Annotated in this window: 29 protein-coding genes; 6 read left to right on the top strand and 23 right to left on the bottom strand. The window is 62.8% G+C overall.

The genetic code is table 11. The annotated features are described in order from the left end of the window. Nucleotides 1–61 precede the first annotated feature (61 nt). The 5 genes from ASH00_RS09910 to ASH00_RS09890 form a co-directional block, all read right to left on the bottom strand. Nucleotides 62–358 carry a DUF3039 domain-containing protein gene (locus ASH00_RS09910; protein WP_056548116.1) on the bottom strand — a complete coding sequence of 99 codons (297 nt, stop codon included), beginning with the start codon at nucleotides 356–358 and terminating at the stop codon, nucleotides 62–64. A 39-nt stretch (nucleotides 359–397) separates the two neighbouring features. Then, complete coding sequence (locus tag ASH00_RS09905; protein WP_056548114.1) at nucleotides 398–1,969, bottom strand: hypothetical protein; 1,572 nt, start codon at nucleotides 1,967–1,969, stop codon at nucleotides 398–400. Then, nucleotides 1,951–2,784, bottom strand: coding sequence for an ABC transporter ATP-binding protein (locus ASH00_RS09900; RefSeq protein ID WP_082566037.1), 834 nt, complete (start codon nucleotides 2,782–2,784; stop codon nucleotides 1,951–1,953). Before ASH00_RS09900 ends, ASH00_RS09905 begins: the two co-directional genes overlap by 19 nt. An 85-nt stretch (nucleotides 2,785–2,869) precedes the next feature. Continuing rightward, nucleotides 2,870–3,868: a tetratricopeptide repeat protein gene (locus tag ASH00_RS09895; protein ID WP_056548113.1), complete on the bottom strand. Its 999-nt coding sequence runs from the start codon at nucleotides 3,866–3,868 to the stop codon at nucleotides 2,870–2,872. Between the two features lie 62 nt (nucleotides 3,869–3,930). Further along, complete coding sequence (locus ASH00_RS09890) at nucleotides 3,931–5,631, bottom strand: hypothetical protein (protein WP_056548111.1); 1,701 nt, start codon at nucleotides 5,629–5,631, stop codon at nucleotides 3,931–3,933. 240 nt (nucleotides 5,632–5,871) lie between these two features. Here ASH00_RS09890 and ASH00_RS09885 point away from each other — a divergent pair, with 240 nt between their 5' ends. Further along, complete coding sequence (locus tag ASH00_RS09885; protein ID WP_056548110.1) at nucleotides 5,872–7,191, top strand: AI-2E family transporter; 1,320 nt, start codon at nucleotides 5,872–5,874, stop codon at nucleotides 7,189–7,191. A gap of 24 nt (nucleotides 7,192–7,215) precedes the next feature. Here the strand turns inward: ASH00_RS09885 and ASH00_RS09880 are convergent, their stop codons facing one another. Together ASH00_RS09880 and ASH00_RS16440 are read right to left on the bottom strand one after the other, a co-directional pair. Further along, nucleotides 7,216–8,004, bottom strand: a complete 789-nt coding sequence (locus ASH00_RS09880; protein WP_056548107.1) for an alpha/beta hydrolase — start codon at nucleotides 8,002–8,004, stop codon at nucleotides 7,216–7,218. Between the two features lie 14 nt (nucleotides 8,005–8,018). Continuing rightward, nucleotides 8,019–8,339, bottom strand: a complete 321-nt coding sequence (locus ASH00_RS16440; RefSeq protein ID WP_082566036.1) for a hypothetical protein — start codon at nucleotides 8,337–8,339, stop codon at nucleotides 8,019–8,021. A gap of 65 nt (nucleotides 8,340–8,404) precedes the next feature. On the opposite strand from ASH00_RS16440, the gene nucS reads away from it, so the two are divergent. Both nucS and ASH00_RS09870 read left to right on the top strand, forming a co-directional pair. Then, entirely contained in the window at nucleotides 8,405–9,100 is a 696-nt protein-coding gene (gene nucS / locus ASH00_RS09875) for an endonuclease NucS (protein WP_056548106.1), read from the top strand. A gap of 314 nt (nucleotides 9,101–9,414) precedes the next feature. After that, complete coding sequence (locus ASH00_RS09870; RefSeq protein WP_056548105.1) at nucleotides 9,415–9,618, top strand: cold-shock protein; 204 nt, start codon at nucleotides 9,415–9,417, stop codon at nucleotides 9,616–9,618. Between the two features lie 88 nt (nucleotides 9,619–9,706). On the opposite strand, the gene ASH00_RS09865 is transcribed toward ASH00_RS09870, so the two are convergent. The 13 genes from ASH00_RS09865 to ASH00_RS09805 form a co-directional block, all read right to left on the bottom strand. Continuing rightward, nucleotides 9,707–10,138, bottom strand: coding sequence for a DUF2550 domain-containing protein (locus tag ASH00_RS09865; RefSeq protein ID WP_056548104.1), 432 nt, complete (start codon nucleotides 10,136–10,138; stop codon nucleotides 9,707–9,709). An 11-nt stretch (nucleotides 10,139–10,149) separates the two neighbouring features. After that, nucleotides 10,150–10,434 (bottom strand): F0F1 ATP synthase subunit epsilon, encoded by a 285-nt coding sequence (locus ASH00_RS09860; RefSeq protein ID WP_056548103.1) that lies wholly within the window; start codon nucleotides 10,432–10,434, stop codon nucleotides 10,150–10,152. 5 nt (nucleotides 10,435–10,439) lie between these two features. Next, nucleotides 10,440–11,903: a F0F1 ATP synthase subunit beta gene (gene atpD, locus ASH00_RS09855; protein WP_056548102.1), complete on the bottom strand. Its 1,464-nt coding sequence runs from the start codon at nucleotides 11,901–11,903 to the stop codon at nucleotides 10,440–10,442. Nucleotides 11,904–11,986: 83 nt separating this feature from the next. Further along, nucleotides 11,987–12,880, bottom strand: a complete 894-nt coding sequence (locus ASH00_RS09850; RefSeq protein ID WP_056548101.1) for a F0F1 ATP synthase subunit gamma — start codon at nucleotides 12,878–12,880, stop codon at nucleotides 11,987–11,989. Between the two features lie 88 nt (nucleotides 12,881–12,968). Next, nucleotides 12,969–14,603, bottom strand: coding sequence for a F0F1 ATP synthase subunit alpha (gene atpA / locus ASH00_RS09845; protein WP_056548099.1), 1,635 nt, complete (start codon nucleotides 14,601–14,603; stop codon nucleotides 12,969–12,971). 106 nt (nucleotides 14,604–14,709) lie between these two features. After that, entirely contained in the window at nucleotides 14,710–15,525 is an 816-nt protein-coding gene (locus ASH00_RS09840) for a F0F1 ATP synthase subunit delta (protein WP_056548098.1), read from the bottom strand. After that, entirely contained in the window at nucleotides 15,525–16,076 is a 552-nt protein-coding gene (locus ASH00_RS09835) for a F0F1 ATP synthase subunit B (protein ID WP_056548097.1), read from the bottom strand. The genes ASH00_RS09840 and ASH00_RS09835 overlap by 1 nt, the downstream gene beginning before the upstream one ends. A 50-nt stretch (nucleotides 16,077–16,126) precedes the next feature. Continuing rightward, nucleotides 16,127–16,330: an ATP synthase F0 subunit C gene (atpE, locus tag ASH00_RS09830; RefSeq protein ID WP_056548095.1), complete on the bottom strand. Its 204-nt coding sequence runs from the start codon at nucleotides 16,328–16,330 to the stop codon at nucleotides 16,127–16,129. A 75-nt stretch (nucleotides 16,331–16,405) separates the two neighbouring features. Further along, the gene (gene atpB / locus ASH00_RS09825; RefSeq protein WP_056548093.1) at nucleotides 16,406–17,230 is read right to left on the bottom strand and encodes a F0F1 ATP synthase subunit A; all 825 of its coding nucleotides are present in this window, start codon (nucleotides 17,228–17,230) and stop codon (nucleotides 16,406–16,408) included. 85 nt (nucleotides 17,231–17,315) lie between these two features. Continuing rightward, nucleotides 17,316–17,642 carry a hypothetical protein gene (locus tag ASH00_RS09820; protein ID WP_056548091.1) on the bottom strand — a complete coding sequence of 109 codons (327 nt, stop codon included), beginning with the start codon at nucleotides 17,640–17,642 and terminating at the stop codon, nucleotides 17,316–17,318. Continuing rightward, the gene (locus ASH00_RS09815) at nucleotides 17,635–18,132 is read right to left on the bottom strand and encodes a hypothetical protein (protein ID WP_056548089.1); all 498 of its coding nucleotides are present in this window, start codon (nucleotides 18,130–18,132) and stop codon (nucleotides 17,635–17,637) included. Before ASH00_RS09815 ends, ASH00_RS09820 begins: the two co-directional genes overlap by 8 nt. 104 nt (nucleotides 18,133–18,236) lie before the next feature. After that, nucleotides 18,237–19,244: a UDP-phosphate glycosyltransferase gene (locus ASH00_RS09810; RefSeq protein WP_056548087.1), complete on the bottom strand. Its 1,008-nt coding sequence runs from the start codon at nucleotides 19,242–19,244 to the stop codon at nucleotides 18,237–18,239. Between the two features lie 2 nt (nucleotides 19,245–19,246). After that, complete coding sequence (locus ASH00_RS09805) at nucleotides 19,247–21,109, bottom strand: polysaccharide biosynthesis protein (protein WP_056548085.1); 1,863 nt, start codon at nucleotides 21,107–21,109, stop codon at nucleotides 19,247–19,249. 177 nt (nucleotides 21,110–21,286) lie between these two features. On the opposite strand from ASH00_RS09805, the gene ASH00_RS09800 reads away from it, so the two are divergent. Genes ASH00_RS09800 through ASH00_RS09790 form a run of 3 tightly spaced genes read left to right on the top strand, consistent with a single transcriptional unit; the run spans nucleotide 21,287 to nucleotide 24,096 of the window. Next, the gene (locus tag ASH00_RS09800; RefSeq protein ID WP_056548083.1) at nucleotides 21,287–22,186 is read left to right on the top strand and encodes a glycosyltransferase; all 900 of its coding nucleotides are present in this window, start codon (nucleotides 21,287–21,289) and stop codon (nucleotides 22,184–22,186) included. A 3-nt stretch (nucleotides 22,187–22,189) separates the two neighbouring features. Beyond that, on the top strand, nucleotides 22,190–23,155 hold the full coding sequence (locus ASH00_RS09795) for a glycosyltransferase (RefSeq protein ID WP_056548081.1): 966 nt from the start codon (nucleotides 22,190–22,192) through the stop codon (nucleotides 23,153–23,155). Then, nucleotides 23,152–24,096, top strand: a complete 945-nt coding sequence (locus ASH00_RS09790) for an NAD-dependent epimerase/dehydratase family protein (protein WP_056548080.1) — start codon at nucleotides 23,152–23,154, stop codon at nucleotides 24,094–24,096. The genes ASH00_RS09795 and ASH00_RS09790 overlap by 4 nt, the downstream gene beginning before the upstream one ends. Here ASH00_RS09790 and ASH00_RS09785 read toward each other — a convergent pair. The 3 genes from ASH00_RS09785 to prfA are packed head-to-tail and all read right to left on the bottom strand — an operon-like array spanning nucleotide 24,047 to nucleotide 26,823. Then, complete coding sequence (locus ASH00_RS09785) at nucleotides 24,047–24,865, bottom strand: L-threonylcarbamoyladenylate synthase (protein ID WP_082566052.1); 819 nt, start codon at nucleotides 24,863–24,865, stop codon at nucleotides 24,047–24,049. The two genes, ASH00_RS09790 and ASH00_RS09785, sit on opposite strands and share 50 nt — an antisense overlap. Before the next feature lie 17 nt (nucleotides 24,866–24,882). Continuing rightward, entirely contained in the window at nucleotides 24,883–25,731 is an 849-nt protein-coding gene (prmC, locus tag ASH00_RS09780; protein ID WP_056548077.1) for a peptide chain release factor N(5)-glutamine methyltransferase, read from the bottom strand. 15 nt (nucleotides 25,732–25,746) lie between these two features. Then, nucleotides 25,747–26,823, bottom strand: a complete 1,077-nt coding sequence (prfA, locus tag ASH00_RS09775) for a peptide chain release factor 1 (protein WP_056548352.1) — start codon at nucleotides 26,821–26,823, stop codon at nucleotides 25,747–25,749. Nucleotides 26,824–26,844 lie beyond the last annotated feature (21 nt).

The raw sequence follows: 26,844 nt of genomic DNA, 5'->3' as shown, positions 1-26,844 counted from the left end.
ATTCCTCACGAGCATGCGAACGTCCGCCGGGATATGCCCGGCGGACGGATGAGAAAGATGGCTAGGACTTGTCCCCTGGCCGCATCGAGTTATAAATTTCCTTGCATTCGGGGCACACCGGGAACTTCTCAGGATCCCTGCCCGGGGTCCAGACCTTGCCGCACAGTGCAATCACGGGTTCGCCGGAGAGAGCGGATTCCATGATTTTCTCTTTGCGTACGTAGTGGGCGAACCGTTCACGATCGCCGGGCTCAACTTCTTCACGCAGTTCTTCGCGTTCGATTGTGGCTGTGGACGTGCCGGAGTCCCCCGGCGATCCGTGCGGGCTGTCGTCAAACGGGTCTGCAGGCATACTCATTCTCCCATTCTACTGCGCGGCACCCGGCACCCGCCCGGCCTACTTGTTGACGCTGACAGCCTGTAACAATTCCGGTCCGCGTTTGTCATACCAGGCTCCCCCAAGGCGGACACCTCCGATCAGCACTGCCGTCCCGAGTACCACTCCGGCGAGTAGTGTCAACCATCCGAGCACTGCGTCCCCGGTGACAAGATAGGCGATTGCGAGTGCGATTTCCGGCAGCAAAAGCACCATCAGGACCACCCAGCCGATCGCCTGGATGGCCAGCATCGAGAATCCCGTGCCGGGCGGTGTCTTGAACGGGCTTTCTCCCGGAAGCGGAACATTGTAGGTATAACGTGCCGAGAGAACGCTGGAGAAGCCGGCTCCCGTCAGCAGCGCTCCCAGGCTCAACCCGAGCATCATGGGAAGATCCGCGAGCGATTCGCTCAACCAGAGCGGAACGATGGTGAAAACCAGCACCGCGGGCAGTGCGAAAACCATCAGGGCGAGCACCCGGCCCGCGCGGTCGGCCGTGCCGCTGATTCCCGCTGAAAGGTGTAGCCAGAACGCCGTGTTGTCATATGAAATGTCAGCCGAAATGGACCAGGCGAGCAGGAACGCTGTGATGGGGCCCAGATAGTTGAGCAGGGACAGGTCACCGGAATCTCGGCTGATGAACCAGAGCAGGATCGGCAGCAGCGGCACAACGATGACGGATGCCGCATACCGTGGGTCGCGAATCCAGTAGGTGAAGGCCCGCGCTGCCACCGCGCCGGTCGGCGTTCCGGGAAAGCGTGCGAACAGGCCGAGGTCACCCGCCCCTTTACGGGTGACCGCGTTATAGGGCGGCGTAACCAGTGCATGGCTGAGGCTCTTGTGCCAGAGGTAGGCCAACCCGGCGATGGTTCCGATACCGATGCAGAAACGCGCCACCGCAGTCAGCGCATCCCCGGCAGCGAGGTCGGCTGGAACGGCAACGAACACACCGAGCGGCGTCCACGAGAGAATGTCCGCAAGCTCCCCCGCGAACTCCGGCGAGTTCTGGAAGCCGGCAGTGATCCCGGCGAAGATCGGACCGAGAAGGATCAACGGAATGATCGCAACCGTCGAACTGAGGTCCTTGAAGCGCCGCGAGGAGGAAAGCGTCGTGCCCGCCGTCGTGATCAGGCGGGAACCCACGATACACAGCAGGACAGCGCAAAGCGCGCAGACTATCGCTGCAACGGCAGCCGCCGGGTACCGTATCCAGGTCAGCGTCAGGGTGAGGAACGCAATGAGGGTCACAATCCCGGGAATCCCGATTACCCCGCCCAGGGCGAGGCCGGCCATGAGCTGGCGCATGGGTACTGCAAACGTGACAAACCGGGCCGGGTCAAGCGTCATGTCCACCCCGGAGGCAACGAGAGGGATCACCAGCCAGCCGAGAACGGCGGCGGATCCGCCCAGCACAACGACGGTCCGCATCAGGTCGAGGTCGAGCGTACCGAGGACGATCAGCCCGGCCACGATCAGTCCGAGCAGACCAAGACCGTAGAGACCACCGAGAACGACGCCGACCAACTGCCAGGTGCTGCGACGAAGGGAATTGCGCAGGAGCAGAAGCTTGAGTTTCAGGAGGTGCGCAACCACGACAACCCCTCCGCGGTGTTCCTGCCTCCGACGAGCTCCACGAACCGGTCCTCCAGGCTCGCGCCGCCGCGCACAGCATCGACCGTCCCCGCCGCCAACACGGTACCGGAGGCGATAACCGCCACATGGTCACACATCCGCTGAACCAGGTCCATGACATGACTCGACACGATGACGGTGCCGCCGGAAGCCACGTAAGTAGCAAGGATGTCCCGGATATTGGCCGCTGAGACCGGATCGACGGACTCGAACGGCTCATCGAGCACGAGGAGTCTTGGTGCGTGGACAAGTGCCGACGCGAGCGCAATCTTCTTCGTCATGCCTGCCGAATAGTCCACGACAAGCGTTCCCGCGTCCTGTGCGAGGTCGAGCGCCCGCAGGAGGTCTGCCACTCTTCCAGCGACCTCGTCCCGGTCCATCCCTCGAAGCAGGCCCGCGTAGGTGACCAGCTGTTCACCGGTCAGGCGGTCGAAGAGCCGGACGCCGTCCGGCAGGATGCCCATCAGCCGTTTGGCGTCCAACGGGCTTTCCCACACATCGACGCCATGCACCCATGCCTGCCCGTAGTCAGGGCGCAGCAGTCCCGTAGCCATCGACAACGTTGTGGTCTTACCGGCGCCGTTCGGTCCGACGAGCCCGTAGAAGGAGCCTGCCGGAACATCAAGGTCAATGCCGTTGACTGCGACCTTCTCGCCGAAGCGCTTCGCAAGTCCGCGCAGCACCAGGGCGGGCCTGCCCGCTGACGTCGAGCCACCGGCGGGCGGCTCGAACGGTTCCTGGGCAGGCGGTGGCTCAGAAGGAGAATGGGAAGTCATACCTCAACGCTAACAACGGCGTCGGCGCTTGTTCGTCATCCGAAAGGACTAAAAACAGAACGCACGGCGGGGATGGAGGAGGCGATTAGAACAGCGCCCTCGCCAGTGCGCTCCGCGCCTTGTTCACCCTAGGGTCAGTAGGACCGACGATGTCGAACAACTCAAGGAGGCGAACCCGCGCGGACTCCCGGTCCTCACCGGCACTGCGTGCGATGAAAGTGGTCAGTCGAGCAAACGCATCTTCGACATGTCCGCCCGAGAGGTCCAGGTCCGCAACAGCGAGCTGCGCTTCGAGGGAATCGGGAGCCTCCGCCGCTGACGCGCGAACAGCGGTGGCGTCAGCGTCCTGAAGCCGCTGCATGAGCTGCACCTGGGCGAGCCCTGATTTTGCATCGGTGTCGGCCGGCTGCTCGGCAAGCGCCTTGCGATAGGCCGCGGCAGCTGTTGCGTAGTCGCCTGCTTCGATGGCGTCGAACGCTTCCTGATGCAGCGGCGGCAACGGTTCCTCGGCCGGCTCCCCGCTGGACGTCGGATCCTCGCCCGGAGAGTCATTGAGCGAACCACTCACGCCATTGGCCTGTGCGACCTTGAGCAGCTCGTCCACGTAGGTTCTGATCTGCGGTTCCGCGAGCGGGCCTTCGAACAGGGGTACGGGCTGCCCCTTGAGGACGCCAACGACCGTGGGGACGCCCTGCACCTGAAAGGCCTGCGCGATCCCCGGCTGCGAATCGAAGTCCGCGCGCGCGAGCAGGATCCTGCCTGCTTGTTCCACTGCAATAGCTTCAAGGGCGTCGAGGACCTGCGCCGAATGTTCGCTCCAGGACGCGCTGATCGCAACGATCACAGGCACCTGTGCAGACAACTGCACCAGCTGCGGGAAAACCTGCTCCGTGACGTCGACGATGTACGGGCTACCGCCTGCCGCTGGACCTGCGGAACCCGGGCCTTCAGCGGCGGGACCGCCCTGGCTTCCGGCCGCTCCGCCCGCCGACTGCGCTCGGGCCTTCAGTGCGGAAAGATCGACGGCGCCGCGCAAATTCATGGACGATGGCGCGGGGCCGCCCGGGATATTCGGAATGCTCATGCTTTCACCTTATTACTGGGGCTGGACCCATGGGCAACTCACGCCCGTGGCAGTGGCGGTCGTCAACGCAGTTCAGCGGAAAGGAGCTGCTGGGCAGCACCGATCACAGTAATCTTCTTCTCGCTGCCTGCAGCCGGGACATACATCATCACCGCTTCGCCATACCGGACGTCGATGCCTTCCTCGGTGGACTCCTCGCCGGTGAGCGTCTCATAGACCGTTCCCTCCAGTGCGATCGAGTCGCCGGGGCCTTCCGGAACACTGCTGTAAGTGTGCTCAAGGTATCCGAACACCATCGCTCCGCCGTCACCGGCGGAGATAGCCCTGGTGTACTCGGCAACCGGCTCGTGGGTGAAAGTGATCTCGGCCGAATCATTCCCGGCGTCGGCAACAACATCGGATTGGAAAGAGGTGATCGCGTCCGCGAAGGAGTTGGGTTCGAAGGTCCCCGCGTTGCCGCCGTCCGGACTGGTCAGATAATCGGCGATTGCAGCAACCGCGTCCTGAGGAGAGGCAACGAGGTCCTCTCCGCCGTCGACCGGTATCTCCTGGAGCCCCTGCGGTGATCCCGCAGTAGGGAAGGTCGTGCCCGGCAGCATCTGGATAGAGGAGGTGAGCCTGTAATTGGATCGGGGATCCTCCTGGACAAGGACGAGGGCCTGCGGCACCGGGTTTGATTCCCCCTGCGTCAGCGCGACGACGGTGCGCGGCCAGTCATTTGCTGTGGGGATCATGCTCGCGAGTACCGGATCCGCAGCTACCGGCGTGGGTGCCGGCACATCGTCCGCTTGCGATCGGACGGAGTAGTTTGCGGTTCGCAGGGTTGCGGCGGCACCTGCGACACGCTGCTCAAGCAGCGTAGCGTCAGCGGCAGCGTCAGCCTCTGTCACGGAGGTGGCTACTTTTGCGAGGATTCGGTCCAGCTGGCTCTCGAGGAGAACCGGGTATTGCGTACCCTCTGCTTCCTCGGCCGGCGTTGCTTCCTCGCCCGGCGTTGCAGATTCGGATTCCGACGCAGTACCCACGGCCGTACCGGTCAAGCCGAGCGCGGCGGCCAGGCCCAGTGCTGCCAACGGACGAACCGGGTGAGCAGAAAAGGCGGTTCCACCGCCTTGGCGGTGCGCCTGCTGGCGTGCGTAGGCGCGGGAGCCGACGGTGGCCGGTTCCCGCCGGGTCTTGCGCGGCTTGATGAAGGCAAGTGCGATCCCGAGAACCAACAGCAGAGCGCCGAGGATGAGTAACGGAACCGCCCAGGGAGTCGCCGTGTCGTTGGGGCTGGTGATTGAGATAGCAGTGGGCGCAGGATTTTCGCCGTCAGCAGCGATCAGGATGGACCACTCGCCCTCCCCCGGATCCAGCCAACGATGGGTCAAAGTACCGTCAGCGGTCTCCTCGCTTGTCCACAGATCAGCGCCGGAAGGGTTCGGAACTGACTCTTCGCCCTCCGTGAACTCGGTGAGCAGTTGGTCCTCTCCTACGCCCGTGACCGTCAGGTGTGCTGCGTCCGCAACCCAGGCATCGACGTCGGACGCCCTGCCCACGGCAAGAGTGAACGTGCCCTTCGACTGGACCGTGATGTCCATCTCACTGCCGTCTGCGTCCTTGGCACCGGCATCGATCACTGTGACCGGACCGCTGCGAACGTCTGCGGGGACCCCGACCGTTACCGTCTCTGACGGCGCCCACCACGTGAGCTGGCCGATACCCAGTACGACGAGCAACGCACCGATCACCATGATCGGAGCAGCAAGAGGAAAGCGCACGCGAGAAACCTAACGTTGGATTGAGTCAAGCCGGAGCATTACCCCGAGAATCGGACCAGATCCCATCGTAACGAAAATGCACCCGGTGGACCCGTCGGCCGCCGGCGCTTGCGAGGGCCCCATTGACAACGCGCGGCGCCGCCCAGGAGTTTCCGGCGGAGGGCCCGCCGCTCCTGTTACTGTTTCGCTAGTCATGCATCCGGCGCTGCAGCGCCACAAGGCAAATGAAAGCGGACATACGTGAGTGAACCCGAAGACGTGCCGATCAGCGAGCCGCTGCCTCGCCCGGTATCGTCAGTGAACTCCGCGCCGGAGGCTCCCCGCGTAGAAGAACCTGCACCGCGCGTCGAGGTGCGCCGGCGGGGGCTGGGTTTCGCCTTGGCACGCCTGCGGCACCTGGTGCCCGTGGCGCAGCCCCGGCCGCGGTTCGAATTCCCGCCCGAACGCGGCGAGGAGGTGCCCGTCGACGAGTCAGTCAGCATCAGCGACGATCGCCTCAAGTTCGGTGGCCCGCAGCCGCGATCGATGCGCCAGCATCCAATTCACTTCGGATTCATGGCGAGCGTGGGTGCAGGGCTTGCGCTACTGGCATACTTCATGATCACCAATGTCGGCCAGCTTCTTGTCTGGATCGGCGCAGCGCTTTTCATAGCACTCGGGCTCGACCCCATCGTTCGCTGGCTTGAAAACCGAAACGTGCCCCGCCCCGCCGGCATCACTTTGGCCTTGGTGATGCTTGTTGGCATCATCGTGGGTTTCTTCGCGGTCCTGATCCCGACGATTGTCTCGCAGACCGCCCAACTGGTCGAACGCGCGCCCGGTTACGCGCGGGAGTTCCTGGCGTCCGACTTCTTCCAGACGGTTGACCAGCAGTTCGAGGTACGGGAACGCGCGACGGAGGAAGTCAACAGGTTCTTCGCCAACTCGGAAGCGGTCGGCGGCATCTTCGGCGGGGTTCTGGGTGTGGGCACCGTAATCCTCAACAGCCTGTTCGGCGTTCTCGTGATTCTGGTGCTCACGCTGTACTTCCTCGCCTCGCTGCCCGCGATGAAGAAATGGGCGTACCGTCTTGCTCCCCGCTCGCGCCGGCCCCGGGTCGAGCGGCTCGCCGAGGAGATCACTCGCAGTGTGGGCAACTACGTCATCGGCCAGGCCTGCGTGGCCCTGCTGAACGCAACCTTCGCCTTCATCTTCATGACCATCGCGGATGTGCCGTTCTCGGTACTGCTCGCTTTCGTCGTGGCAATGCTCGCATTCATACCGTTGGTCGGCGCGGTGATTGCCGCCGTCGTCGTCAGTCTCGTGGCGCTCACCGTGGGGTGGCAGACCGCAGCGCTGTTCGCAGTGCTCTACGTGGCCTATCTCCAGGTAGAGGCGTACTTCATCTCTCCGCGGATCATGCAGAAGGCTGTGGCGGTACCCGGCGCGATCGCCGTCATCGCGGTGATTGCGGGCGGGAGCCTGCTCGGAGTGCTCGGCGCCCTCATCGCCATTCCGCTGGCAGCAGGCGCGATGCTGCTTCTGAAGGAAGTTTTCATCGCCCGCCAGGACAATCAGTAGCGGCAGAACCGGCTGCCGAAGGCGCTAGTCAGCCCGTGCCGTGGGTCCGTTCCATTCTGTTGCCAGGGCAACAGGCTTACCGAGTACGACGGCGGCGACCTCTTCCAGTACGCGGCTCACGTACTTCTCCCCCACCCACAGGTGCTTGGCGCCGTCCACTCCGGTTACCCTGGCCTGCGGCACCCTGGCGAAGCGGCTAATCGCCTCCGGCGGCTGAAGGTAGTCGTCGTGCTCAGGGACGAGGACATGCAGCGGCAGCTCCGCTTCCGCCCACGAGTCGAGATCTGCGTCCGTGGCCCTGTGCAGCGGCGGAGACAGCAGGACGGCACCCTCGATGTACTCGGCGACCGGCTCCCTCGCCCCGTATTTCAGGCACAGCTCTGTGCCGAAGCTCCAGCCGACCAGCCAGACGTTGGTCAGGCCCTCGTTGACGACCCACTGCACCGCAGCCTGCAGGTCATGCTGCTCCAGGCCGCCGCCGTCGAACTCCCCGTCACTGCACCCCCGAGGTGAGCAGGTGCCCCGGGTGTTGAATCTGAGCACCGCGATGTCCGCCAGCGCCGGCAACCTAAACGATGCCTTCCGGTAGACGTGCGAGTCCATGAAACCGCCTGCTGTCGGCAAGGGATGCAAAGTCACGAGTGTTGCAGCCGGGACCTTGCCCTCAGGTGCGGCAAACTCGCCCACCAGCGTCTTGCCATCCGCCGTCGTCAATTCGATATCTCGGCGGTCAGCAGGCAAGACTGTACTCGCCCTGATTTCGGCCGGTTCGGAACTTTCGGAAAACTGATACGCGGGCTCTGAGCTGGTCACCTGATCCAGTCTACTTACCCCGACCGGCGGGTACGCCAGCACGCCAGATGCCAGTGCCGCCGGTCGGCCAGCGCAGTTTCGGCTCCGAACAGCGAATCTTCCTGCCAGGCAACTAGATGTGCGACGCCGGGTGGAATGTCCCGGTGGCAGCCGGGGCACAGATAGTGCTTGGAAGCGTTCTGTTCGGTAATTCGTCGCACCGACCAGACGCCGTCACGACCCGATTCCCTCGTGGGAATGCCCGCCCGAGCCCGCTCCAGATCGAGCTCCGGCGCCTCAGACCACTTGCGGCGCGGCTGGGGGCGCGACTTCCTCGGCTGGTTGGAACGGGGCATGGATCAAGTCTGCACCGGGCGCCCGGTGAACGGGAAACTGCCCGGGGGCGGGTAGTGTGCACAGGGTGCGTTTAGTCATTGCCCGCTGCTCCGTCGATTACATCGGACGCCTCCGCGCCCATCTTCCGCTCGCGACCAGACTGCTCATGGTCAAGGCGGACGGCTCGGTTCTGGTCCATTCCGACGGCGGCTCCTATAAGCCGCTGAACTGGATGAGCCCGCCTGCCACCCTGAGGATCCTCGAGCCGGCAGCTGAGGATGCCGAGCTGGGGGTCACCGAAACCTGGAACGTCCAGCATGCCAAGAGCGATGACCGCCTGGTCATCAGCATCCATGAGCTACTGCATGAAAGTTCGCATGATCTCGGCGTGGACCCCGGCCTGATCAAGGACGGCGTCGAAGCAGACCTGCAGCGGCTGCTCGCGGAGCAGATCAGCCTTCTCGGCGACGGCTACTCGCTCATCCGCCGCGAATACATGACCGCAATTGGTCCGGTGGATATTCTTGCCCGGGACGGCGAGGGCCGCACGGTCGCCATCGAACTGAAGCGCCGCGGCGATATTGACGGTGTTGAACAACTCACCCGGTACCTCGAACTACTGAACCGCAATCCGCTGATGGCTCCGGTTAAAGGCATTTTCGCGGCACAGCAGATCAAGCCCCAGGCGCGGGTGCTGGCTCAAGACCGGGGAATTGATTGCCTGACACTTGACTATGATGCAATGCGCGGCGTCGACGATGCGGATTCGCGCCTGTTCTGAACGCTACCCGGGTCTGTTGACCTGCAGTGACGGTTCGAAGCGCTTACCGCAATCCTGAACATCCGGATATTCGAATCCCCGCTTAACAATCGGTTGAATCGTCGGAATGTCCGTTGACCAGCCCATACGGCTATGTGATGCTTATTTCAGTCTTTGTGTACGTGGTTTTCATGCTCGCAAGACAAGTTGCGAGCGTGAAGCTTGTCGTAGGTGCAGGGTCGTTCTTGTCCTCGATGGAATTCACGCGAAGTAACTCGCGGTCGGCATACAGTGTGTCGATTCAGAAATATGTTCCATTATGAGGAGAAATATAAATGGCACAGGGAACCGTCAAGTGGTTCAACGCTGAAAAGGGCTTCGGCTTCATCACGCCGGACGACTCCGAGGGCGATGTCTTTGTTCACTACTCCGAAATCCAGACCGGCGGATTCCGGAGCCTCGATGAAAATCAGCGAGTACAGTTCGAGATCGGCCAGGGCGCCAAGGGCCCCCAGGCTACAGGGGTCACCGCGCTGTAACTCGAGTTGAGTTAAATAGTTTGGGCCCCCACTTGTGCGGGGGCCCAAACTATTTAACTGGTTCCTGCTGCCCTGCCGTGCACGAACATCAGCGCCACGTACCGATGCCTATCACCGGACCTGCTTCCAACCAGGAGGACAACCCTGCATAGACGTCGAACTTCATCGCGAGAAGCACCTCGGTCCCCTCGTAACTCAGCGTCACCACTATTGCTCCCGGCTGGATACGGGCCATTTCCACCTCAGTCGGCTGACGCCAGCCTTTCAACTCGAGCGAGCTGCGTAGGTACCGCTGACGGGGTCGTGGGCTGAGCGAGACCAGCCGTAACCACTCAAGGTGCTTATCTGTATAACGACAAACCCCCATCCGCCAGCCCTTGCTCGGGAGGCGAATGGAGGCGTCGAAGGTTCCCAGCGCGGTGCGCAACTGAAAGCGGCGCAGACAAAAAGCACCGACCATGAAAACCAGCAGGGCAAAGAGCGCAGCAAGCGAGATGAACGTGATACCGATGCCGTCCATCAGGCTTTACGCTACTTAGCGTCTGCGGTCACTGAACCGCCGATCCTGGCATTGTCGGCAACAATAACCACACGGTTGCTGTCCACTGAGAAGAAGCCGCCATCAACGCCGACGATGAGACGTTCGCCGGAGACCGGCTGGATCGCGAGCTCTCCTTCTGCGAGGATCGCGAGCACCGGAGAGTGTCCGGGAAGGATCCCGATCTCGCCGTCAGCAGTGCGGCCCTTGACCATGGTCGCCGCGCCGGACCACACGAAGTGGTCCGCCGCGACGATTTCGACTTCGAGTTCAGCCATGGAGCTTACTTTCCGCTCTGCTCTTGAATCCGTGCCCACTGACGCTCGACGTCGTCAAGACCGCCGATGTTGAAGAACGCCTGCTCGGCAATGTGGTCGAGATCGCCGTTGGCGATGGCGTTGAAGCCCTCGATCGTGTCCTTGATGCTCACGGTCGAGCCCTCGACACCGGTGAACTGCTTTGCCGTGTAGGTGTTCTGCGACAGGAACTGCTGGATGCGGCGTGCGCGCGAAACAACAATCTTGTCTTCTTCGGACAGCTCATCGACACCGAGGATGGCGATGATGTCCTGGAGTTCCTTGTTCTTCTGCAGGATCTGCTTGACGCGCACAGCGGTGTTGTAGTGATCGTGACCGATGTACTGCGGATCGAGGATCCGCGACGTGGAGGTCAGCGGATCGATGGCCGGGTACAGACCGCGTGAAGCGATCTCACGCGACAGTTCCGTGGTTGCATCGAGGTGCGCGAACGTGGTGGCCGGGGCCGGGTCCGTGTAGTCATCCGCCGGCACGTAAATGGCCTGCATCGAAGTGATGGAGTGGCCCTTGGTGGACGTGATGCGCTCCTGGAGGAGGCCCATCTCGTCAGCCAGGTTGGGCTGGTAGCCTACGGCCGACGGCATGCGGCCCAGCAGGGTCGACACCTCGGAACCTGCCTGGGTGAAACGGAAGATGTTGTCGATGAAGAGCAGCACGTCCTGCTTCTGAATATCGCGGAAGTATTCCGCCATGGTCAATGCCGACAGCGCGACCCGCAGGCGCGTGCCTGGCGGCTCATCCATCTGACCGAAGACAAGGGCGGTGTCCTTCAAGACGCCGGCCTCTTCCATTTCGACCCAGAGGTCGTTTCCTTCACGGGTACGCTCACCGACGCCGGCGAAGACCGAGGTACCACCGAAGTTGCGTGCCACGCGGGTGATCATTTCCTGGATCAGCACCGTCTTGCCCACTCCGGCGCCGCCGAAGAGACCGATCTTTCCACCCTTGATGTAGGGGGTAAGAAGGTCAATGCTCTTGATGCCGGTTTCCAGCATCTCGGTGGAGCCCTCAAGCGAGGCGAAGGAGGGAGCCTTGCGGTGGATTGGCCAGCGCTCGGTGATCTCCAGCTGCGATTCCTCCACGTCGAGCGGCTTGCCCAGAACGTTGAAGATGTGGCCCTTCACGACGTCTCCGACGGGAACCGAAATGGCAGAGCCGGTGTCCTGAACGGTGGTACCGCGCACCAGGCCGTCGGTCGCCTGCAGGGAGATCGCACGCACGAGATTGTCGCCCAGGTGCTGCGAGGTCTCGAAGGTGATCATGCGCGTCTCACCGTTGAGGGTCACCTCGGTGGTCAGCGCATTGTAGATGGCGGGAATGGCGTCAGCCGGAAACTCAACGTCGACAACCGGGCCGATGACACGGGCTATGCGGCCGGTCGCGCCGGGGGCAACTGAGTCCGTACTGTTCTCAACAGTCTGGGCAGTCATCTCTCTCACTTCATTCAGTAGATGGCGTGGTGCTAATGGTAGTGCGGTTGGGAACCCCGTGGGGTCCGCGGAGGCCGGGGGGGTCAGGACGCGCTTAGTGCGTCCGCACCTGCCACGATCTCCGAAAGCTCCTGCGTGATTTCCGCCTGGCGGGCGGTGTTGCGAAGGCGCGTGTACTTTTTGATCAGTTCGGTCGCGTTGTCGCCCGCCGACTTCATGGCACGCTGGCGTGCCGCGAGCTCGCTCGCAGCCGCCTGAAGCAGCGCTGCGAAGATCCGGGACTCGATGTACCGCGGAAGCAGCGCATCAAGAACTCTTTCGGGTTCCGGCTCGTACTCGTACAGCGGAAGGATGTCCGACTCGCTCGCTGCTTCCTCTTCGACAACCTCAAGCGGCAGAAGACGAATGACCGTCGGTTCCTGGGTGACCATCGAACGGAAACGCGTGTAGACGACGTGGATCTCGTCAACACCACCGTCCTCGAAGTCGGTTCCGAACTGCTCCAGAAGCACGGCGCCAACCTCACGCGCGGTCTCGAACTCGGGCGCATCCGTGCCGCCCGTCCAGACCTGCTCGTAGGGACGACCGCGGAAATCAAAGTACGCCTGGGCTTTCCGGCCGATCAGATAGGTCTTGACTTCCTTACCCTCCTCGCGGAGAAGCTCAAGGAGAGCTTCCGCCTGCTTCAGCACAGTGGCCGAATAGGAGCCCGCCAGGCCTCTGTCCGAGGTCATGATGAGCACTGCCGCCCGCCGGATCTGCTCCGGCTCGGTCGTCAGTGGGTGATCAATCTCGGACTGCGACGCAACAGCCGAAACCGCACGGGTGATGGCATTGGCATAAGGCAGTGACGATGACACGCGGGCGCGTGCCTTGCCAATGCGAGAGGTGGCGATCAGTTCCATCGCCTTGAAGATCTTCCGCATCGACGTCGTCGACACGATCTTCTGGCGGTAGACCCGGATCTGGGCTCCCATACTTGTCCTTTCCTTCGTAGTCCCTGCGAAAGGCACTACGGCTCAGGCATCGGGCGTTCGCGCGGGGTGCGCGCGAACGCCCGCGCCGTTAGCGCTTCTGCTTGACGATCTTTTCCTGGTCCACGGAGCCCTCATCGAGGGGGCTGTGTTCCTCGTGGCCTGCGACAAGACCATCATGACCTTCGCCGAAGAACCCCTGCTTGAAGTCCGTGATGTGGGACTTGAGCTCATCCACAGTGGAGTCTTCGAGCTTATTGGTCTGCGCCAGCGTTGTCAGCACTGAGGACTTGTGGCGCAGGTGCTCCAGGAACTGGGACTCGAACTTGCGGATGTCCTCAACCGGTACATCGTCAAGGTACCCGTTGGTGCCGGCCCAGATCGAAACGACCTGCTCCTCCATGGGGAACGGCGCGTACTGGCCCTGCTTCAGCAACTCCATGAGGCGTGCCCCGCGGGTCAGCTGCTGACGGGAGGCAGCGTCCAGGTCCGAAGCGAACATGGCGAACGCCTGCATGTCACGGTACTGGGCGAGATCGAGTTTCAACGTACCCGAAACCTTCTTCATCGCCTTCACCTGCGCGGCACCGCCCACGCGGGAGACGGACACACCGACATCAACGGCGGGCCGCTGGTTGGCGTTGAACAGGTCTGACTGAAGGAAGATCTGACCATCAGTAATGGAGATGACGTTGGTCGGGATGTAGGCCGACACATCGTTCGCCTTGGTTTCGACCAACGGAAGGCCGGTCATCGAACCCGCGCCCAACTCGTCCGAGAGCTTCGCGCAACGCTCCAGCAAGCGGGAGTGCAGGTAGAACACGTCGCCCGGGTAGGCTTCGCGTCCTGGCGGGCGGCGCAGCAGCAGCGACACCGCGCGGTAGGCCTCAGCCTGCTTGGAGAGATCATCAAAGATGATCAGTACGTGCTTGCCGCCGTACATCCAGTGCTGGCCGATGGCTGAACCCGCGTAGGGAGCAAGGTACTTGAAGCCGGCCGGGTCCGAGGCAGGCGACGCCACGATGGTGGTGTACTCCAGGGCGCCCTTGTCCTCCAGCGTCTGGCGAACGGCCGCGATGGTCGAAGCCTTCTGGCCGATGGCGACGTAGATGCAGCGGACCTGCTTCTGCACGTCCCCGGATGCCCAGTTGGCCTTCTGGTTGATGATGGTGTCGACGGCGATGGCCGTCTTGCCGGTCTGGCGGTCACCGATGATGAGCTGGCGCTGTCCGCGGCCGATCGGGATCATGGCGTCGATCGCCTTGAGGCCGGTCTGCATCGGCTCGTGCACCGACTTGCGCTGCGTTACGCCCGGCGCCTGGAGCTCAAGTGCACGACGCGCCTCGGCCTTAATCTCACCGAGATCGTCGATCGGCTGCCCAAGGGGGTCAACCACACGGCCAAGGAAGGCGTCGCCCACGGGAACGGAAAGAATCTCTCCGGTCCGGTGTACTTCCTGACCTTCTTCGATACCGGTGTAGTCACCGAGGACAACGACACCGATTTCACGGGTGTCGAGGTTCTGGGCGAGGCCCAGCGTGCCGTCTTCGAAACGCAGCAGCTCGTTTGCCATGACGGAGGGAAGTCCCTCTACCCTGGCGATGCCGTCGCTTGCGGATGTTACGCGGCCAACTTCGACCCGCTCCGCGTTTCCCGGTTCGTAGGACGCCGCGAACTCGTTCAACGCATTACGGACGTCGTCGGCGTTGATGGTCAATTCGGCCATCTGCAGTCCCTGCTCTCCTGTGTTGTGACCACCGCCGGTAAGCGGTGACCGTTTTGTTTTCGTCTGTAGTCGAAGCCCGCGAGCTTCAGCGTTGCCTTGTCCGCAGCTAAACGGCCATCTTTCGACGGAGTTCGGACAGACGGGTTACCGCCGTGGCGTCAACCACTTCGTCTCCCACCTTCACGCGAACGCCGCCCACGAGGGACGGATCCACGCTGACATTGACCTTGAGGTCTCGCCCGTAGAGCGCATTCAGCCCTGCTTGGAGCCGGGCCAACTGCTCGTCCGACAGCGGACGGGTAACGCTGACGGTAGCAATCCAGCGTTCCTGGCGCAGTGCAACAAGCTCGACAAAGCGTTCAACCAACGCCGACGGCCTCAGGCCACGCGGCGACAGAACCGCCTGACGGATCAGAAGCCTGGCTTCATCCCCGGCCGAGGGAACGAGCTTCAGCGCAAGGGCCACTTTCGCTGATCCTTCTGCCTGGGGTTCAGACAATGCGCGCTGCAGATCGTGGTTCGAGCCAACGACGCTCAGGAATGAGAAGAGATCATTCTCAAGTCCCTCGAGCCCTCGGATTCCCTGTCCCCTGTTTTCGGCCACCGCAATGGCGACGGTTGCGGCAAGCGCTTCAAGTGCGTCACCGATGTCGCGGGGCTTGGCCCAGCGACGGGCGACGAGGTCGCGAACGATGTCCGACGCCTCCGGCGAAATCCGTCCAGCGAACAACCGCGTGGACAGAGCAACCTTCTGCTCGCCGTCGCGATTTGGGTCAGTGACGGCGCGGCGGAGCCCGGCGTTCGAATCGAGTGTGTCCAGCACACCGAACAATTCCTCGGCCAGCGTCAGCGATGCTGTGCCGAGACGAGGCTCAAGTTCCTGCCGCGCCGCCGTGAGGGACTGGCTTGATACGCCTGCCATTATTTGGCTGCACCTGCGCTCTGGGTAGCGGACTGCGCCTCCAGGTCAGCGAGGAAGCGGTCGACAACGCGTGCAGAGCGCGCGTCATCGGCCAGGGACTCGCCGACAATTCGGCTGGCCAGGTCAGTGGCAAGGGTTCCGACGTCAGCCCGCAGTGAGACAGCAGCTGCCTGGCGGTCGGCCTCGATTTGTGCCTCAGCCTGCGCGGAGATGCGGTTCGCCTCGGCGACTGCCTTCTCCTTGAGCTCAGCCAGGATCTGGGCGCCCTCAGCACGTGCTTCCTCGCGGATGCGGTTCGCCTCGGTGCGAGCGTCGACCAGCTGCTGCTTGTACTCCTCGCGTGCCGCGTTGGCCTCAGCCTGTGCGGCCTCTGCCTTGGCGATTCCGCCTTCGATCGCCTCAGTTCGCTCTGCGAACGTCTTTTCAAACGCCGGCATGACGAACTTGATAACGATGTACATCAGTACAGCGAAGCCCGCGACCGTTACCAGCAGTTCCCAAATATTTGGAAACAGCGGATTCTCGGCGGCGATGATGACTGCGCTACCCATGTTTCACCCGTCTTTCTACAACTAGTCCGTTTGGTTGACCAGCGACTCTTCTAGAGAACGAAGGCGAAGACCAGGCCAAGGATGGCGAGGGCTTCGGTCAGTGCCAGACCAAGGAATGCGATCGGCTGCAGTACGCGCTGCGCTTCCGGCTGACGAGCGACACCGTTGATGTACGCGGCGAACACGAGGCCCACACCGATACCACCGCCGATTGCGGAGAGACCGTAACCTACGAGGTTCAGATTGCCGTCCATTTTATTCCTTTCAAGATGCCGGCTATGCGGCAGGTTGGTTGGGATCATCCCCAGCGGGGAAGACTTTGTTACGTGTTAGTGGGCGTCCGCATGAAGAGCGCCCTCGATGTAGATCGCGGCCAGCAGCGTGAAAACGTACGCCTGCAGGACCATGATCAAAGCTTCGAGCATGTACATGGCGACGGCACCGCCGAGAACCAGAACTCCGGTTCCCTGCAGGAGGATGTTGCCGGACAGGGTCATGAATTCGATTGCACTGCCGGCGAGCATCACGATGAGGTGACCTGCCAGCATGGTTGCGAACAAACGAAGGGAGTGGGTAACCGGACGAACCAGGAAGTTCGAGATGATCTCGATCGGCACCACCAGCGGCATGATGTACCACGGCACACCCGACGGCACGACTGACAGCTTCAGGTATCTGAGGCCGTGCTTCTTGAGGCCTACCGCGATCCAGAGTATGTAGAAGATGGCGGCAATCGCATAGGCACTAGCCGGGTGCGAGAAGCTTGGAAGCTGCAGTACCGGCACAGCGCCGAAGATGTTGTTGACCAGGATGAAGAAGAAAGCCGTGAACAACCACGGCACATATTTCATGAAGTCACGGCCGCCGATGATGTCCTTGCCGATGGAGTTGCGGACGAATCCGTACGCGGCTTCTCCGAGGAACTGCATCTTGCCCGGCACCAGCTGACCCTTGCGGGATGCGATGTAGAAGAAAGTTCCGATGAGAATCACCGAAAGAATGATCATCAGCATCTGCTTGCCGAAGCCTGGGTCGAACCAGACGCCGTAAGGGTCCCCCCACGGGAGGATATCCGGATGGTGGGCATCCTCGACGCTGGGTGGGACGAAGCCCTCTTCAGTCGTGGTTTGAGCGGGGAGCGCAAGCGCGATCAACGCGTTTCCTCTCTGCAGTGTCCATCGTTGGGCGTAGTTGGATCGGGCACAGCATTACTGCTCCGACGCATGAAGTTATGGGACATCATTCCCGGGAACTTTCCTCCGGACCGCGCCTGCGCTCCGGCATCGAGCCAGGACCGGAAGTGTTGGAGCGGGTGAGGTTGTGCTTGTGGGAGAGGTAAAAACCGCCCACTGCACCCAAGAGGCCTCCGGCGAGCACGAGCCAACGCGTTCCCAGGAGATTGTCCAGCCCCCAGCCTATCAAACTCCAGACGAGGATCCCGCCAATGATGTAGCTGAAAACCGCCAGACCGGCGTTATATCCGGCATCGCCGTACCGCCCACGTGCGTCCGGCTGTGGACGGTCATTGCCGGAGCCTGGACCGGTACCTGTAGCGTCTTTACGCATGTCCGTCGACCGCCTGTGATCCGGAGGCCCGGCCGTCGTCCAAGTTGTTGTAGAGCTGGTGGCGCGCCTTGGCAAAAACGGTGACCTCGACAATCTGCCAAAGAACTACTGCTCCCACGGCTGCGCCGAAGAACCAGGTGCGTTCCAGCCACGGGGGGACACCGACGAAGAAGAGGACAGCGGCAAAGCCGACCACCTTGATGGCGTAGGTGACCATGAAGATTCCGAGGGCGCCGCTGGGATTCGACCGACCGACGAAATGGCCGATGAGCAGGCTAAGCCCGAAGAAGAGTGCCACCACGGCGTAGCCGAAGAGCACGCTCGCGGCCCCGCTCCCCCCGTTAATCGCGAATGCGATGGCGGTGGTGATGGCCAGCACCGCCCCCGTGACTGCGAGGCAACGCAGCAGGATCCGCAACCATAGGGACTCAGTGGGACCTGATACCGAGGCGCGGAGCACACGGGCGCGCGAGGCGTCGGGTGTGCTCATGGGGTTCCGTCCATCGAGGGGCTGGGTTGGGCCGGCGTCTCCGCCCGACCGGTCCTTGAAATTCTACAGCAGATAGAAATTGGTCTCGCTTTAAGTTGCCTTACTCAACCGTCAGCCGGAATCAACCGTCGTCGCGAAAGAAGTCTCGGCAAGTAGACGTACAGCGCGACGACGGCGGCCGCAAACACTGAGCAGGCAATCGCCAGTGGTGCCGGTGCCGTAGCGAGGACAAATCCGGCCGCACCGACCAGTGCAGAGCACGCGGTGACCACAAGCGCTGACTGCACGTGGGTTAGTCCGACGTCGGTCAAACGCTGGTAGACATGCTCGCGATGCGAGGCGTACCAGCGATCCCCCGCTCTCACTCGCCGAAGGAAGGTGATGAAGGTGTCGGCCAGATAGATCAGCACAGGAGACAGCAGGTACTCGAGGTAAACGCCCGCCAGCAAGCCGGCGACCGCCATGCCGGCGATGGACGCGCCCAGCAGATAACTGCCGACGTCGCCGAGGAAAACAAAACCCCGCCCAAGGTTCCAGGGCAGGAATCCAGCGAAAGCTGCAGCAACCACAAGTCCAGCAACTGTAAGCCAGAACTGGCCCACGAGCATGCCGGCTACCGAGTAGAACACGCCCACCAGGACGCCATGGAGGCCGGAGATACCGTTGATGCCGTCCATGAAATTGGCGGCATTCACGTAGGCGGCCACTGCAAGCGCGCCAATCGGCACCCACCAGTAGGATTGCCCGATCGTCCATGCAAGAGCAGTGGTTCCGACTGCTCCGATCGTCAACTGGATCAGCGCACGGAGCCGGATCGACAGACCCCGATAGTCTTCGATCCAGCCGAGGACGGCCGCCGCCGACAGCATGGCCAGGACGATGAGCACCACTGAACGGTCAACCGGGACCAGACCCGTCAGCAGGGACAGAACAAGCCCGACGGCGATACCCACCGCGACGGTAATGCCGACTCCCCGAATAACCACCGAGTTGTGGGAGGACCGTTCATTGGGGATGTCGAGCACGCCCAGCTTCTGCAGGATCGGTTTCAGTCCCCAGGGCAGAACCAGACTGAGCAGCAGCGACGAACCGACAACAACCCAGAGCAGCATGATCAGGCGCCTTTTTCAGCGGGGGGTTGCATGCCCTCCGAATAGGTTTCGATGCCGCCCTTGACCTTCCAGTCACGCAGGTCGAGCATGCCCGGATCAAGGGCCGCTACCCGGGTGTGCGAAATCTTGGGGTGGAGGGGGCGGGCGTCGTCCTCGTCTATTCCCACAAGGTCTTCGTGCAGTTTCTCGCCTTTGCGCAGGCCGGTGAAGACTATTTCGATGTCTTTCCCGGACATTGCGATCATCCGCTGGGCCACATCCAGAATTTTCACCGGCTCCCCCATGTCGAGGATCAGGACTTCCCCTCCGCTGCCGATTGCTCCCGCCTGAATGACGAGCTGGCAGGCTTCCGGGATGGTCATGAAGAAGCGGGTCACTTCCGGGTCTGTGACGGTGATCGGTCCGCCCACCCTGATCTGCTCAGTGAAGAGCGGCAGCATCGATCCGCGGCTACCAATAACGTTGCCGAAGCGGACGGACACGTACCTTGCGCCCGCCGCACCGGCTGTCCAGGCCGTCAATTTCTCAGCGACGCGCTTCGAGTGGCCGAGAACGCTGGTGGGATTGGCAGCCTTGTCCGTGGAGATGTTTACGAAGTTGCTGACACCGGCCGCTTCGGCTGCCCGCAGCACGTTGAGCGTGCCAAGAACGTTGGTCTTCCACGCTTCTTCCGGGTACTGCTCAAGCAGGGAAACATGCTTGAGCGCCGCCGCGTGGAAAACCACCTCAGGTTTGCGGTCCACGAAGATCGCGCGCAGCGTGTCTGCTTCCCGGATGTCGGCAAGAACGGTGTCCCTGCCCGTCAGCAGTCCCCTCCCTGTCAGGGAGATCTGGGTGGTCTGCAGTCCCGTTTCGTCACGATCAAGCATGATGAGTTCCGCCGGCCCGAACTCTGCGATCTGGCGGCACAGCTCGGAGCCGATGGAACCGCCCGCACCGGTCACCAGAACCCGCCTGCCGGCGATGTAGCCCGCCACCTCGTCAGCGCGGATATCCACCGGACGCCGGCCGATCAAATCCTCCACCGCCACTTCGCGGAAATCGGTGAGTCCCTTATCTCCGTCTCCGGCGAGCATCTCGCGCAGCGGCGGCAGCACGAGTACGCGCATATTGAGCCCGGCGACGAGGTCCGAAACGCGCCTCACCTGCGCAGCTTCAACATCGGAAAACGCAATGACGAGGGCGGTCGCACGGGTGCGCCGCGCCATCTCGGGCAGATCTTCAAGGCGACCAAGTACCGGAACGGTGGCGAGCCGCAAGTGTTTCTTGGCTGGATCATCATCAATCAGACCCACAGGAAAGTAGGGGGACTCCCGATCCTGCATCATCCGGGTCACCAATGATTTGCCGAGGAAGCCTGCGCCATAGATCAGGGTCCGCTGCGCGTCGTCGCCGGGTTTGGCCTTGCTCTCTACATACATGCGCTTGAGATAGCGGGTTGACGCCATGAAGATACAGGCAAAAGGGAAAGCGATAATGGCCACGCTGCGTGGGATCTGGATGACGCTGATGAAAGCGATACTCACCAGCAGCAGGATCACAGAAACAATTACCGTCACGATCACCAGCAGGCGCGCTTCATGGAAACTGCCGAACGCATAGCGTCCCCGGTAGAGGGCGAAGCTCATGCCGACAACCAACTGGGAAATCACGGCAACGGCGCAGAAGACGACTGCACCCGGCACATTGATCTGGGTGACCAGCAGCTCCAGGCGAAGGATCACGGCCAGGAAGACAGCAACAATCCACGCGAACGAATCAAAGGCGTACTGGGACCACAACCACAGGGCCGGCTTGTCCGTCCTGCCGGCGGAGTCGTCCCGATTCACGCGAGCCGCGGAATTCTGGTTATCCGTCTGTGTCATGATTCCTTTGGATGGGCGGTTGGCGTAGCATCACGCCCCCTTCGATCCGGCGCGAAAAAGCCGTCCGGGCCGTGTAATAGACTTTCCCTACCCGAGAATACTAGCCCGACTGATGCGTGCTCCCTGTGACCGATCACCGCGAGCTGAGCGTTGCGGAGGCTAGCCGAAAGGACCGTTTTGCAGGAAACCGTGGCTGTAGCGGCAGTGACTTTCGACAGACCGGATGACGTACAGACACTCCTCGAAGCTCTAGCACGGCAAGATCACCCGATCGCATCTGTGGCACTGGTTGACTCGGGCACACAGGACGTCTCTGCCCTGGCTGAACAATCCAGCGCTCCCGTGAACTACATCCGGTCCGCAACCAATCTGGGCGGCGCCGGCGGTTTCTCCCTCGCCATTCTTTCCGCAATGGCGAGCGGCGCCGAGTGGATCTGGATCATGGACGACGACGCCCATCCTGAGGACACCACAGTGCTGCGCAGCCTGCTGGAAGCCGCCCGCTCGAGGAAACTGGACGTCGTTGTACCCCTGATCGTCGCACCGACCGATTCCACCCGGCTCTCCTTCCCCTTTCGCGTCCAGGGGCGCACCACCCACGATCGGGATCAGGTGGAGAACCTTGGCTTCATCCCGGACATTGCGCAGTTCTTCAACGGCGCGCTGATCCGCAGCGACGTCTTTTTCCGGGTCGGGTTGCCGGATCTACGCCTGTTCATCCGTGGCGATGAAACTGACTTCATGCTTAGGCTCCGCCGCGCCGGCATCCCCTTCGGTACGGTCACAACCGTCGCGCTCAGCCACCCGCCGGGATGGGCTGAAGTGCAGCACGTGATCGGCGACCGGCTCCATGTGCTGGTTCCGGAAACACCCTTCAAGCGCTTCTACTTCTTCCGGAACCGCGGGCATCTCACGCGGCGGTACATCCGTGTGCGTTCCTTCGTCGCGGACGTGGTGGGCTACCCGGTGCACTACGTCCGCCGCGGTGACATCCGCGGACTCGCTTCCTGGGCCCGCGCCTACGCTGCAGGAATGCGTGGGCGAAGCTTCGGCCCTCCTTCGGACTTCGGGTTCTGATTGATGACTGCCCAGCCGTCCGTCACCGTGGTGGTGACCACCTTCAACCGCGCCGATTATCTGAGCCGACTGCTGGATTCGCTGGGGCGGCTCGCACCGGCGCCTGCCGCCGTCGTCGTCGTTGATAACGCCAGCACCGACTCCACCGGAGAAGTGCTGGAAGCGGCGGCGGCCTCGTTTCCGGTGCCGCTGACCGTACACCGGTTGACGGACAATGCCGGCGGGTCCGGCGGCTTTTCCGCCGGTGTTGAGCGCGCGCTGGCCGACGGCGCTACCTGGCTGTGGCTGATGGACGACGACGTCGAAGTCCTCCCGGGCGCGCTGGCAGCCTTCGGCCCGTGGCTGCAGCAGTACCGGTGTTTGCATGGCCGGCGTCTGGACCACACCGGTGAACCTTTCTTCTGGCAGCACCGCTTCAACGCATTCCTCGGCGTGCATTTCCCGGTTCCCGGCAACGTTTTTGCACATTCTCCGGTTTTCCGGACCAATGTGGCGTGCTTCGAGGGTGTTCTCCTGCATGCGGACGTTGTCCGCGAGGTGGGACTGCCTGACCCGCGGTTCTTCATCAACGGCGATGACACCACATACGGTTGGCTCATCTCCCAGCGGGAGCCAGTTGTCTACATTGACGAATTCGTGCTGCGGAAGGCCCGCCCGCAGAAGCAGATCGACCTCGGCCTGCGCCACCTGAACGATTCGAGCAACCTGGGACGCTACTGCGGAATGCGTAACCGTGGGCATCTCGCGAGGTATCTAATGGAATACGGAAAGTTCAACCGCGTCGGATTCGCACTTGGGACGGCCCTCACCGCAGCGAAGGAACTGGTACGGCTGATCGCTGTCGAGCACACCCTCTCTGGTATCGGTTCCGTGTGGCACGGGTGGCGCGAGTCGCGCTTCGTTCTGAGGGATCCTGACTGGCTGCCGATGCCGGCGCTGACTCCCCGGGCAACGGGCGCTGCCTCATGATCTGGTCCGTTGTCGGAGGCAGCGGCTTCGTCGGGAGCGCAGTCCTGAGGGCCCTTACCGACGCGGGCGAGGAAGCACGGCCTGTCCGGGCACCGCGCGTTACCTCGTCAGCAGACACACCGGCACAGGTACTCGCAGAGGCTGACCGGCAGGCCGCCATCGTGGACCGCCTGGCGGCTGAACTCACCGGTTGCACCGTGGTGATCAATGCGGCAGGCGCCGCCGCACCGCGCAGTCCCGGCTCACCGGAGCTGACCGGCGCCAACGCTCTGCTCCCTGTGCTGCTTGCACGCGCGTGCGCCGCGGCGGGGGTTCATCGGCTGGTGCACGTCAGCAGCGCGGCCGTGCAGGGGCACCGTCCGGTCCTCGACGAATCGCCGGACACTGCACCCTTTTCCCCCTATTCTCGAAGCAAGGCGCTTGGGGAGCAGGCACTTGGACTCGGCCCCTTCACCACGCTTGAGATTGTCTCGGTGCGCGCCACCTCCGTTCAGGGCCTTGAACGGCCGACGACGACGGCACTGGCCCGGCTCGCTGCCTCACCGCTCGCATCCGTCGCCTCACCCGGCACCGCACCCAGCCCGGTCTCCTCGGTCGATGCCCTCGCTGAACTGATCCGGACGGTCGGCCTGCATGAGGGTGAGGTGCCGCGCATTGTCCTGCAGCCCTGGGAAGGGATGACCGTGCGGTCGGTGCTCGAGGCCACCGGCGGCACTCCCCTGGTTCTTCCTGCATTTCTCTGCCGGCTCATCCTGCGCACGGGATACGGGGTCTCCGCACTTCTGAAGGAACGTCTACACGGGTCGATCCGGCGGGTCGAGCTGATGTGGTTCGGCCAGGATCAGGTTGCCGGCTGGGTTGCCGGGCAGGGCATCGCCCTTCCTGTCCGCGTCAGTTCGATCCTTGAGGAGGCCGGGGCTCGTCGACGCGGTCCTCGCTAGGGGGCTGGCTCCCCGCGGGCGTCGCGTCCGGCGAACCCGCCGCTTCTTCCGGGCCCTCTTCTTGTTTCGTGCCCCGTTCTTCTTCCGCGCTCCCGTCCTCTGCACCGGCGTCGTCATCGGCGATTCCACGTACGACCCCGGGAACCACAGCGCGCAGCTCTTCGAACGAAATCACGCCCTCGCGAACCACAACGGGCAGATCTCCGGTGGTATCGACGATGGTGGACGCACCGGCGTCGGCTGAGCGTGCACCGTCTTCAAGGTAGACCTCCACCGCGTCTCCCAGCTGGGCATAGGCATCAGCCGCGGTAGCAGCCGCCGGCTGCCCGGTGCGGTTCGCCGAGGAGACGGCGAGCGGACCCGTCAGGATCAGGAGGTCCAACGCAACGCGGTCGTTCGGCATGCGAAGGGCCACAGTGCCGAACGTGTCGCCGAGGTCCCAGGTGAGCGAAGGCTGGGCATGACAGATGAGGGTGAGGCCGCCCGGCCAGAACTCCTCGGCGAGCCTGCGGGCTTCAAGGCTGATGTCGGTTGCCAGCCCGTCCATTGTCTGGAGGCGTGGAATGAGAACCGGCGGCGGCATGCTGCGGCCGCGGCCCTTGGATGCGAGCAGCGTGGCAACGGCTTGCGGTATGAAGGCATCCGCGGCAATGCCGTACACGGTGTCGGTGGGAATCACCACGCACTGCTTTGCGGCAAGCGCACGTTGGGCACGCGCAATTCCCTCACTGCGTTCGGTGGAGTCGGAGCAATCGAAGGTGGCACTCACGCCAGCCATCCTTTCATTTACAGCACATCGGTTCGAATTGCCGATGTTGCACGATCCCGCTCAGCAAGGTCCTGGTGTGTGCAGACAGTCTTCCACGACGGGTCTGCGCCCAGTATCCGCATCAGTGCTTCTGCCTGCACCTCGGCGTGTTCCATCACGAAATAACCGCCGGGCTTCAGGAGGCGCACGGCGGCAACTGCAGCGGCCAGGGGTAGCCGCAGCCCGTCGGCGCTCCCCCCGTACAGTGCAATCTCCGGGTCGTGTTCAGCAACTTCGGGGTCGCGAGGAACCGCATCGGTTGGGATGTAGGGAGGATTAGATACGACGACGTCGAACGTTCCGTTCAGTTCGCTGAGCGCCGTGGCATAGTCGCCGTTGACCAGGGTGACACCGTGCGGCTTCAAATTGCGCTCCGCCCATGCCAACGCCAGGTCGCTCAGTTCAACCGCATAAACGTCCGCGTCGGGCACCTCCTGCGCAATCGAGCCTGCTATGGCGCCGGACCCGGTTCCAAGGTCCGCCACGCGTGCCCCGGAGATACCCAGCGCCGCATCAATGGCAAGCTGGGCAACCGCCTCCGTCTCCGGGCGTGGTATGAAGACGCCAGGTCCCACTGCAACCTCCAGACCGCGGAAGTACGCAATGCCCGTGATGTGTTGAAGCGGCACCCGCTGGGCCCGCTCGGCAACGAGTTCGCCGTACCCCTCCGGCACCGCAGCCCCGATCAAGGCGAGAGCACGCACCCGACCCACACTCTCAGCCATGAGGTGCGCGGCGAGGAGTTCCGCGTCGACCCTCGGACTCGGCACACCCGCCTCGGCCAGCGTGGACGCAGCTTCGCGCAGGGCATCCGCTAGCGACTCCATGCTGTGCCGACCCTCCTACGCGTCGTCGCCGATGGCGTCGAGCCGGGTCTGTTCGTCCAGTTCGATGGCGGACTGTACTACCGGTTCGAGCTCACCATTCATGACGGCGTCGAGGTTGTACGCCTTGTAGCCCGTGCGGTGATCAGCGATGCGGTTTTCGGGGAAGTTGTAGGTGCGGATCCGCTCTGACCGGTCCATAGTGCGCACCTGGGACTTGCGGATGTCAGAGTTCGCCGCGTCGATCTCTTCCTGCTTGGCAGCGAGGATGCGAGAGCGCAGCACGCGCATGGCTGCCTCGCGGTTCTGCAGCTGGGATTTCTCGTTCTGCATGGCGACGACGATGCCGGTGGGAAGGTGGGTGATGCGCACGGCGGAGTCCGTGGTGTTCACCGACTGGCCGCCGGGCCCGGACGACCGGTAGACGTCAATCTTGAGGTCGTTCTGACTGATTTCCACCTCTTCGGGCTCATCAACCTCGGGTAGTACCAGTACTCCGGCTGCCGAGGTGTGAATCCGCCCCTGCGACTCCGTGACCGGAACGCGCTGCACCCGGTGAACTCCGCCCTCGAACTTCAACCGCGCGTACACGCCTTCGGCAGGGTCATTCGATGATCCCTTGATGGCCATCTGGACATCCTTGTACCCGCCGAGATCGGATTCATTGGCGGAAATGAGCTCGGTCTTCCAGCCGCGGGATTCGGCGTACCGGGTGTACATCCGGAGGAGATCGCCGGCAAACAGCGCGGCTTCGTCTCCTCCTTCGCCTCCCTTGACCTCGATGATGACGTTGCGGGAGTCGTTGGGATCACGCGGGATCAGCAGCCGTCGCAGACGTTCCTGCGCGGCAGCCAACTGTTGCTCAAGCTCGGGGATCTCGGCAGCGAATTCAGGGTCCTCGGCCATCTCACGGGCGGCTTCAAGATCATCTTCCAGGGCCTGCCACCGTGTGTGCGCTTCCACGATGCCGCTGAGTTCGGCATAGCGTCGGCCAAGCTTGCGCGCCAGGGACTGGTCTGTGTGGACGGCCGGATCAGACAGCCGGACCTGCAGCTCGGCGTGCTCATCGAGCAGGCCCTGAATGGACTCAAACATGGCGGACACAACCTTCAGTAT

Origin of the sequence: Arthrobacter sp. Soil782 (assembly GCF_001428435.1) — a bacterium.
In the GTDB taxonomy this organism is placed as follows: Bacteria; Actinomycetota; Actinomycetes; order Actinomycetales; family Micrococcaceae; genus Arthrobacter_D; species Arthrobacter_D parietis.
This window is presented reverse-complemented; position numbering and strand designations above follow the sequence as displayed.

Bases quoted from the DNA above. Each gene is read 5' to 3' on its own strand.
- ASH00_RS09910 (WP_056548116.1), bottom strand. From the start codon at position 358: ATGAGTATGCCTGCAGACCCGTTTGACGACAGCCCGCACGGATCGCCG.
- ASH00_RS09900 (WP_082566037.1), bottom strand. From the start codon at position 2,784: ATGACTTCCCATTCTCCTTCTGAGCCACCGCCTGCCCAGGAACCGTTC.
- ASH00_RS09895 (WP_056548113.1), bottom strand. From the start codon at position 3,868: ATGAGCATTCCGAATATCCCGGGCGGCCCCGCGCCATCGTCCATGAAT.
- ASH00_RS16440 (WP_082566036.1), bottom strand. From the start codon at position 8,339: ATGCCCCGTTCCAACCAGCCGAGGAAGTCGCGCCCCCAGCCGCGCCGC.
- ASH00_RS09870 (WP_056548105.1), top strand. From the start codon at position 9,415: ATGGCACAGGGAACCGTCAAGTGGTTCAACGCTGAAAAGGGCTTCGGC.
- ASH00_RS09865 (WP_056548104.1), bottom strand. From the start codon at position 10,138: ATGGACGGCATCGGTATCACGTTCATCTCGCTTGCTGCGCTCTTTGCC.
- ASH00_RS09860 (WP_056548103.1), bottom strand. From the start codon at position 10,434: ATGGCTGAACTCGAAGTCGAAATCGTCGCGGCGGACCACTTCGTGTGG.
- atpD (WP_056548102.1), bottom strand. From the start codon at position 11,903: ATGACTGCCCAGACTGTTGAGAACAGTACGGACTCAGTTGCCCCCGGC.
- ASH00_RS09850 (WP_056548101.1), bottom strand. From the start codon at position 12,880: ATGGGAGCCCAGATCCGGGTCTACCGCCAGAAGATCGTGTCGACGACG.
- atpA (WP_056548099.1), bottom strand. From the start codon at position 14,603: ATGGCCGAATTGACCATCAACGCCGACGACGTCCGTAATGCGTTGAAC.
- ASH00_RS09840 (WP_056548098.1), bottom strand. From the start codon at position 15,525: ATGGCAGGCGTATCAAGCCAGTCCCTCACGGCGGCGCGGCAGGAACTT.
- ASH00_RS09835 (WP_056548097.1), bottom strand. From the start codon at position 16,076: ATGGGTAGCGCAGTCATCATCGCCGCCGAGAATCCGCTGTTTCCAAAT.
- atpE (WP_056548095.1), bottom strand. From the start codon at position 16,330: ATGGACGGCAATCTGAACCTCGTAGGTTACGGTCTCTCCGCAATCGGC.
- ASH00_RS09820 (WP_056548091.1), bottom strand. From the start codon at position 17,642: ATGCGTAAAGACGCTACAGGTACCGGTCCAGGCTCCGGCAATGACCGT.
- ASH00_RS09815 (WP_056548089.1), bottom strand. From the start codon at position 18,132: ATGAGCACACCCGACGCCTCGCGCGCCCGTGTGCTCCGCGCCTCGGTA.
- ASH00_RS09810 (WP_056548087.1), bottom strand. From the start codon at position 19,244: ATGCTGCTCTGGGTTGTTGTCGGTTCGTCGCTGCTGCTCAGTCTGGTT.
- ASH00_RS09805 (WP_056548085.1), bottom strand. From the start codon at position 21,109: ATGACACAGACGGATAACCAGAATTCCGCGGCTCGCGTGAATCGGGAC.
- ASH00_RS09795 (WP_056548081.1), top strand. From the start codon at position 22,190: ATGACTGCCCAGCCGTCCGTCACCGTGGTGGTGACCACCTTCAACCGC.
- ASH00_RS09790 (WP_056548080.1), top strand. From the start codon at position 23,152: ATGATCTGGTCCGTTGTCGGAGGCAGCGGCTTCGTCGGGAGCGCAGTC.
- prmC (WP_056548077.1), bottom strand. From the start codon at position 25,731: ATGGAGTCGCTAGCGGATGCCCTGCGCGAAGCTGCGTCCACGCTGGCC.
- prfA (WP_056548352.1), bottom strand. From the start codon at position 26,823: ATGTTTGAGTCCATTCAGGGCCTGCTCGATGAGCACGCCGAGCTGCAG.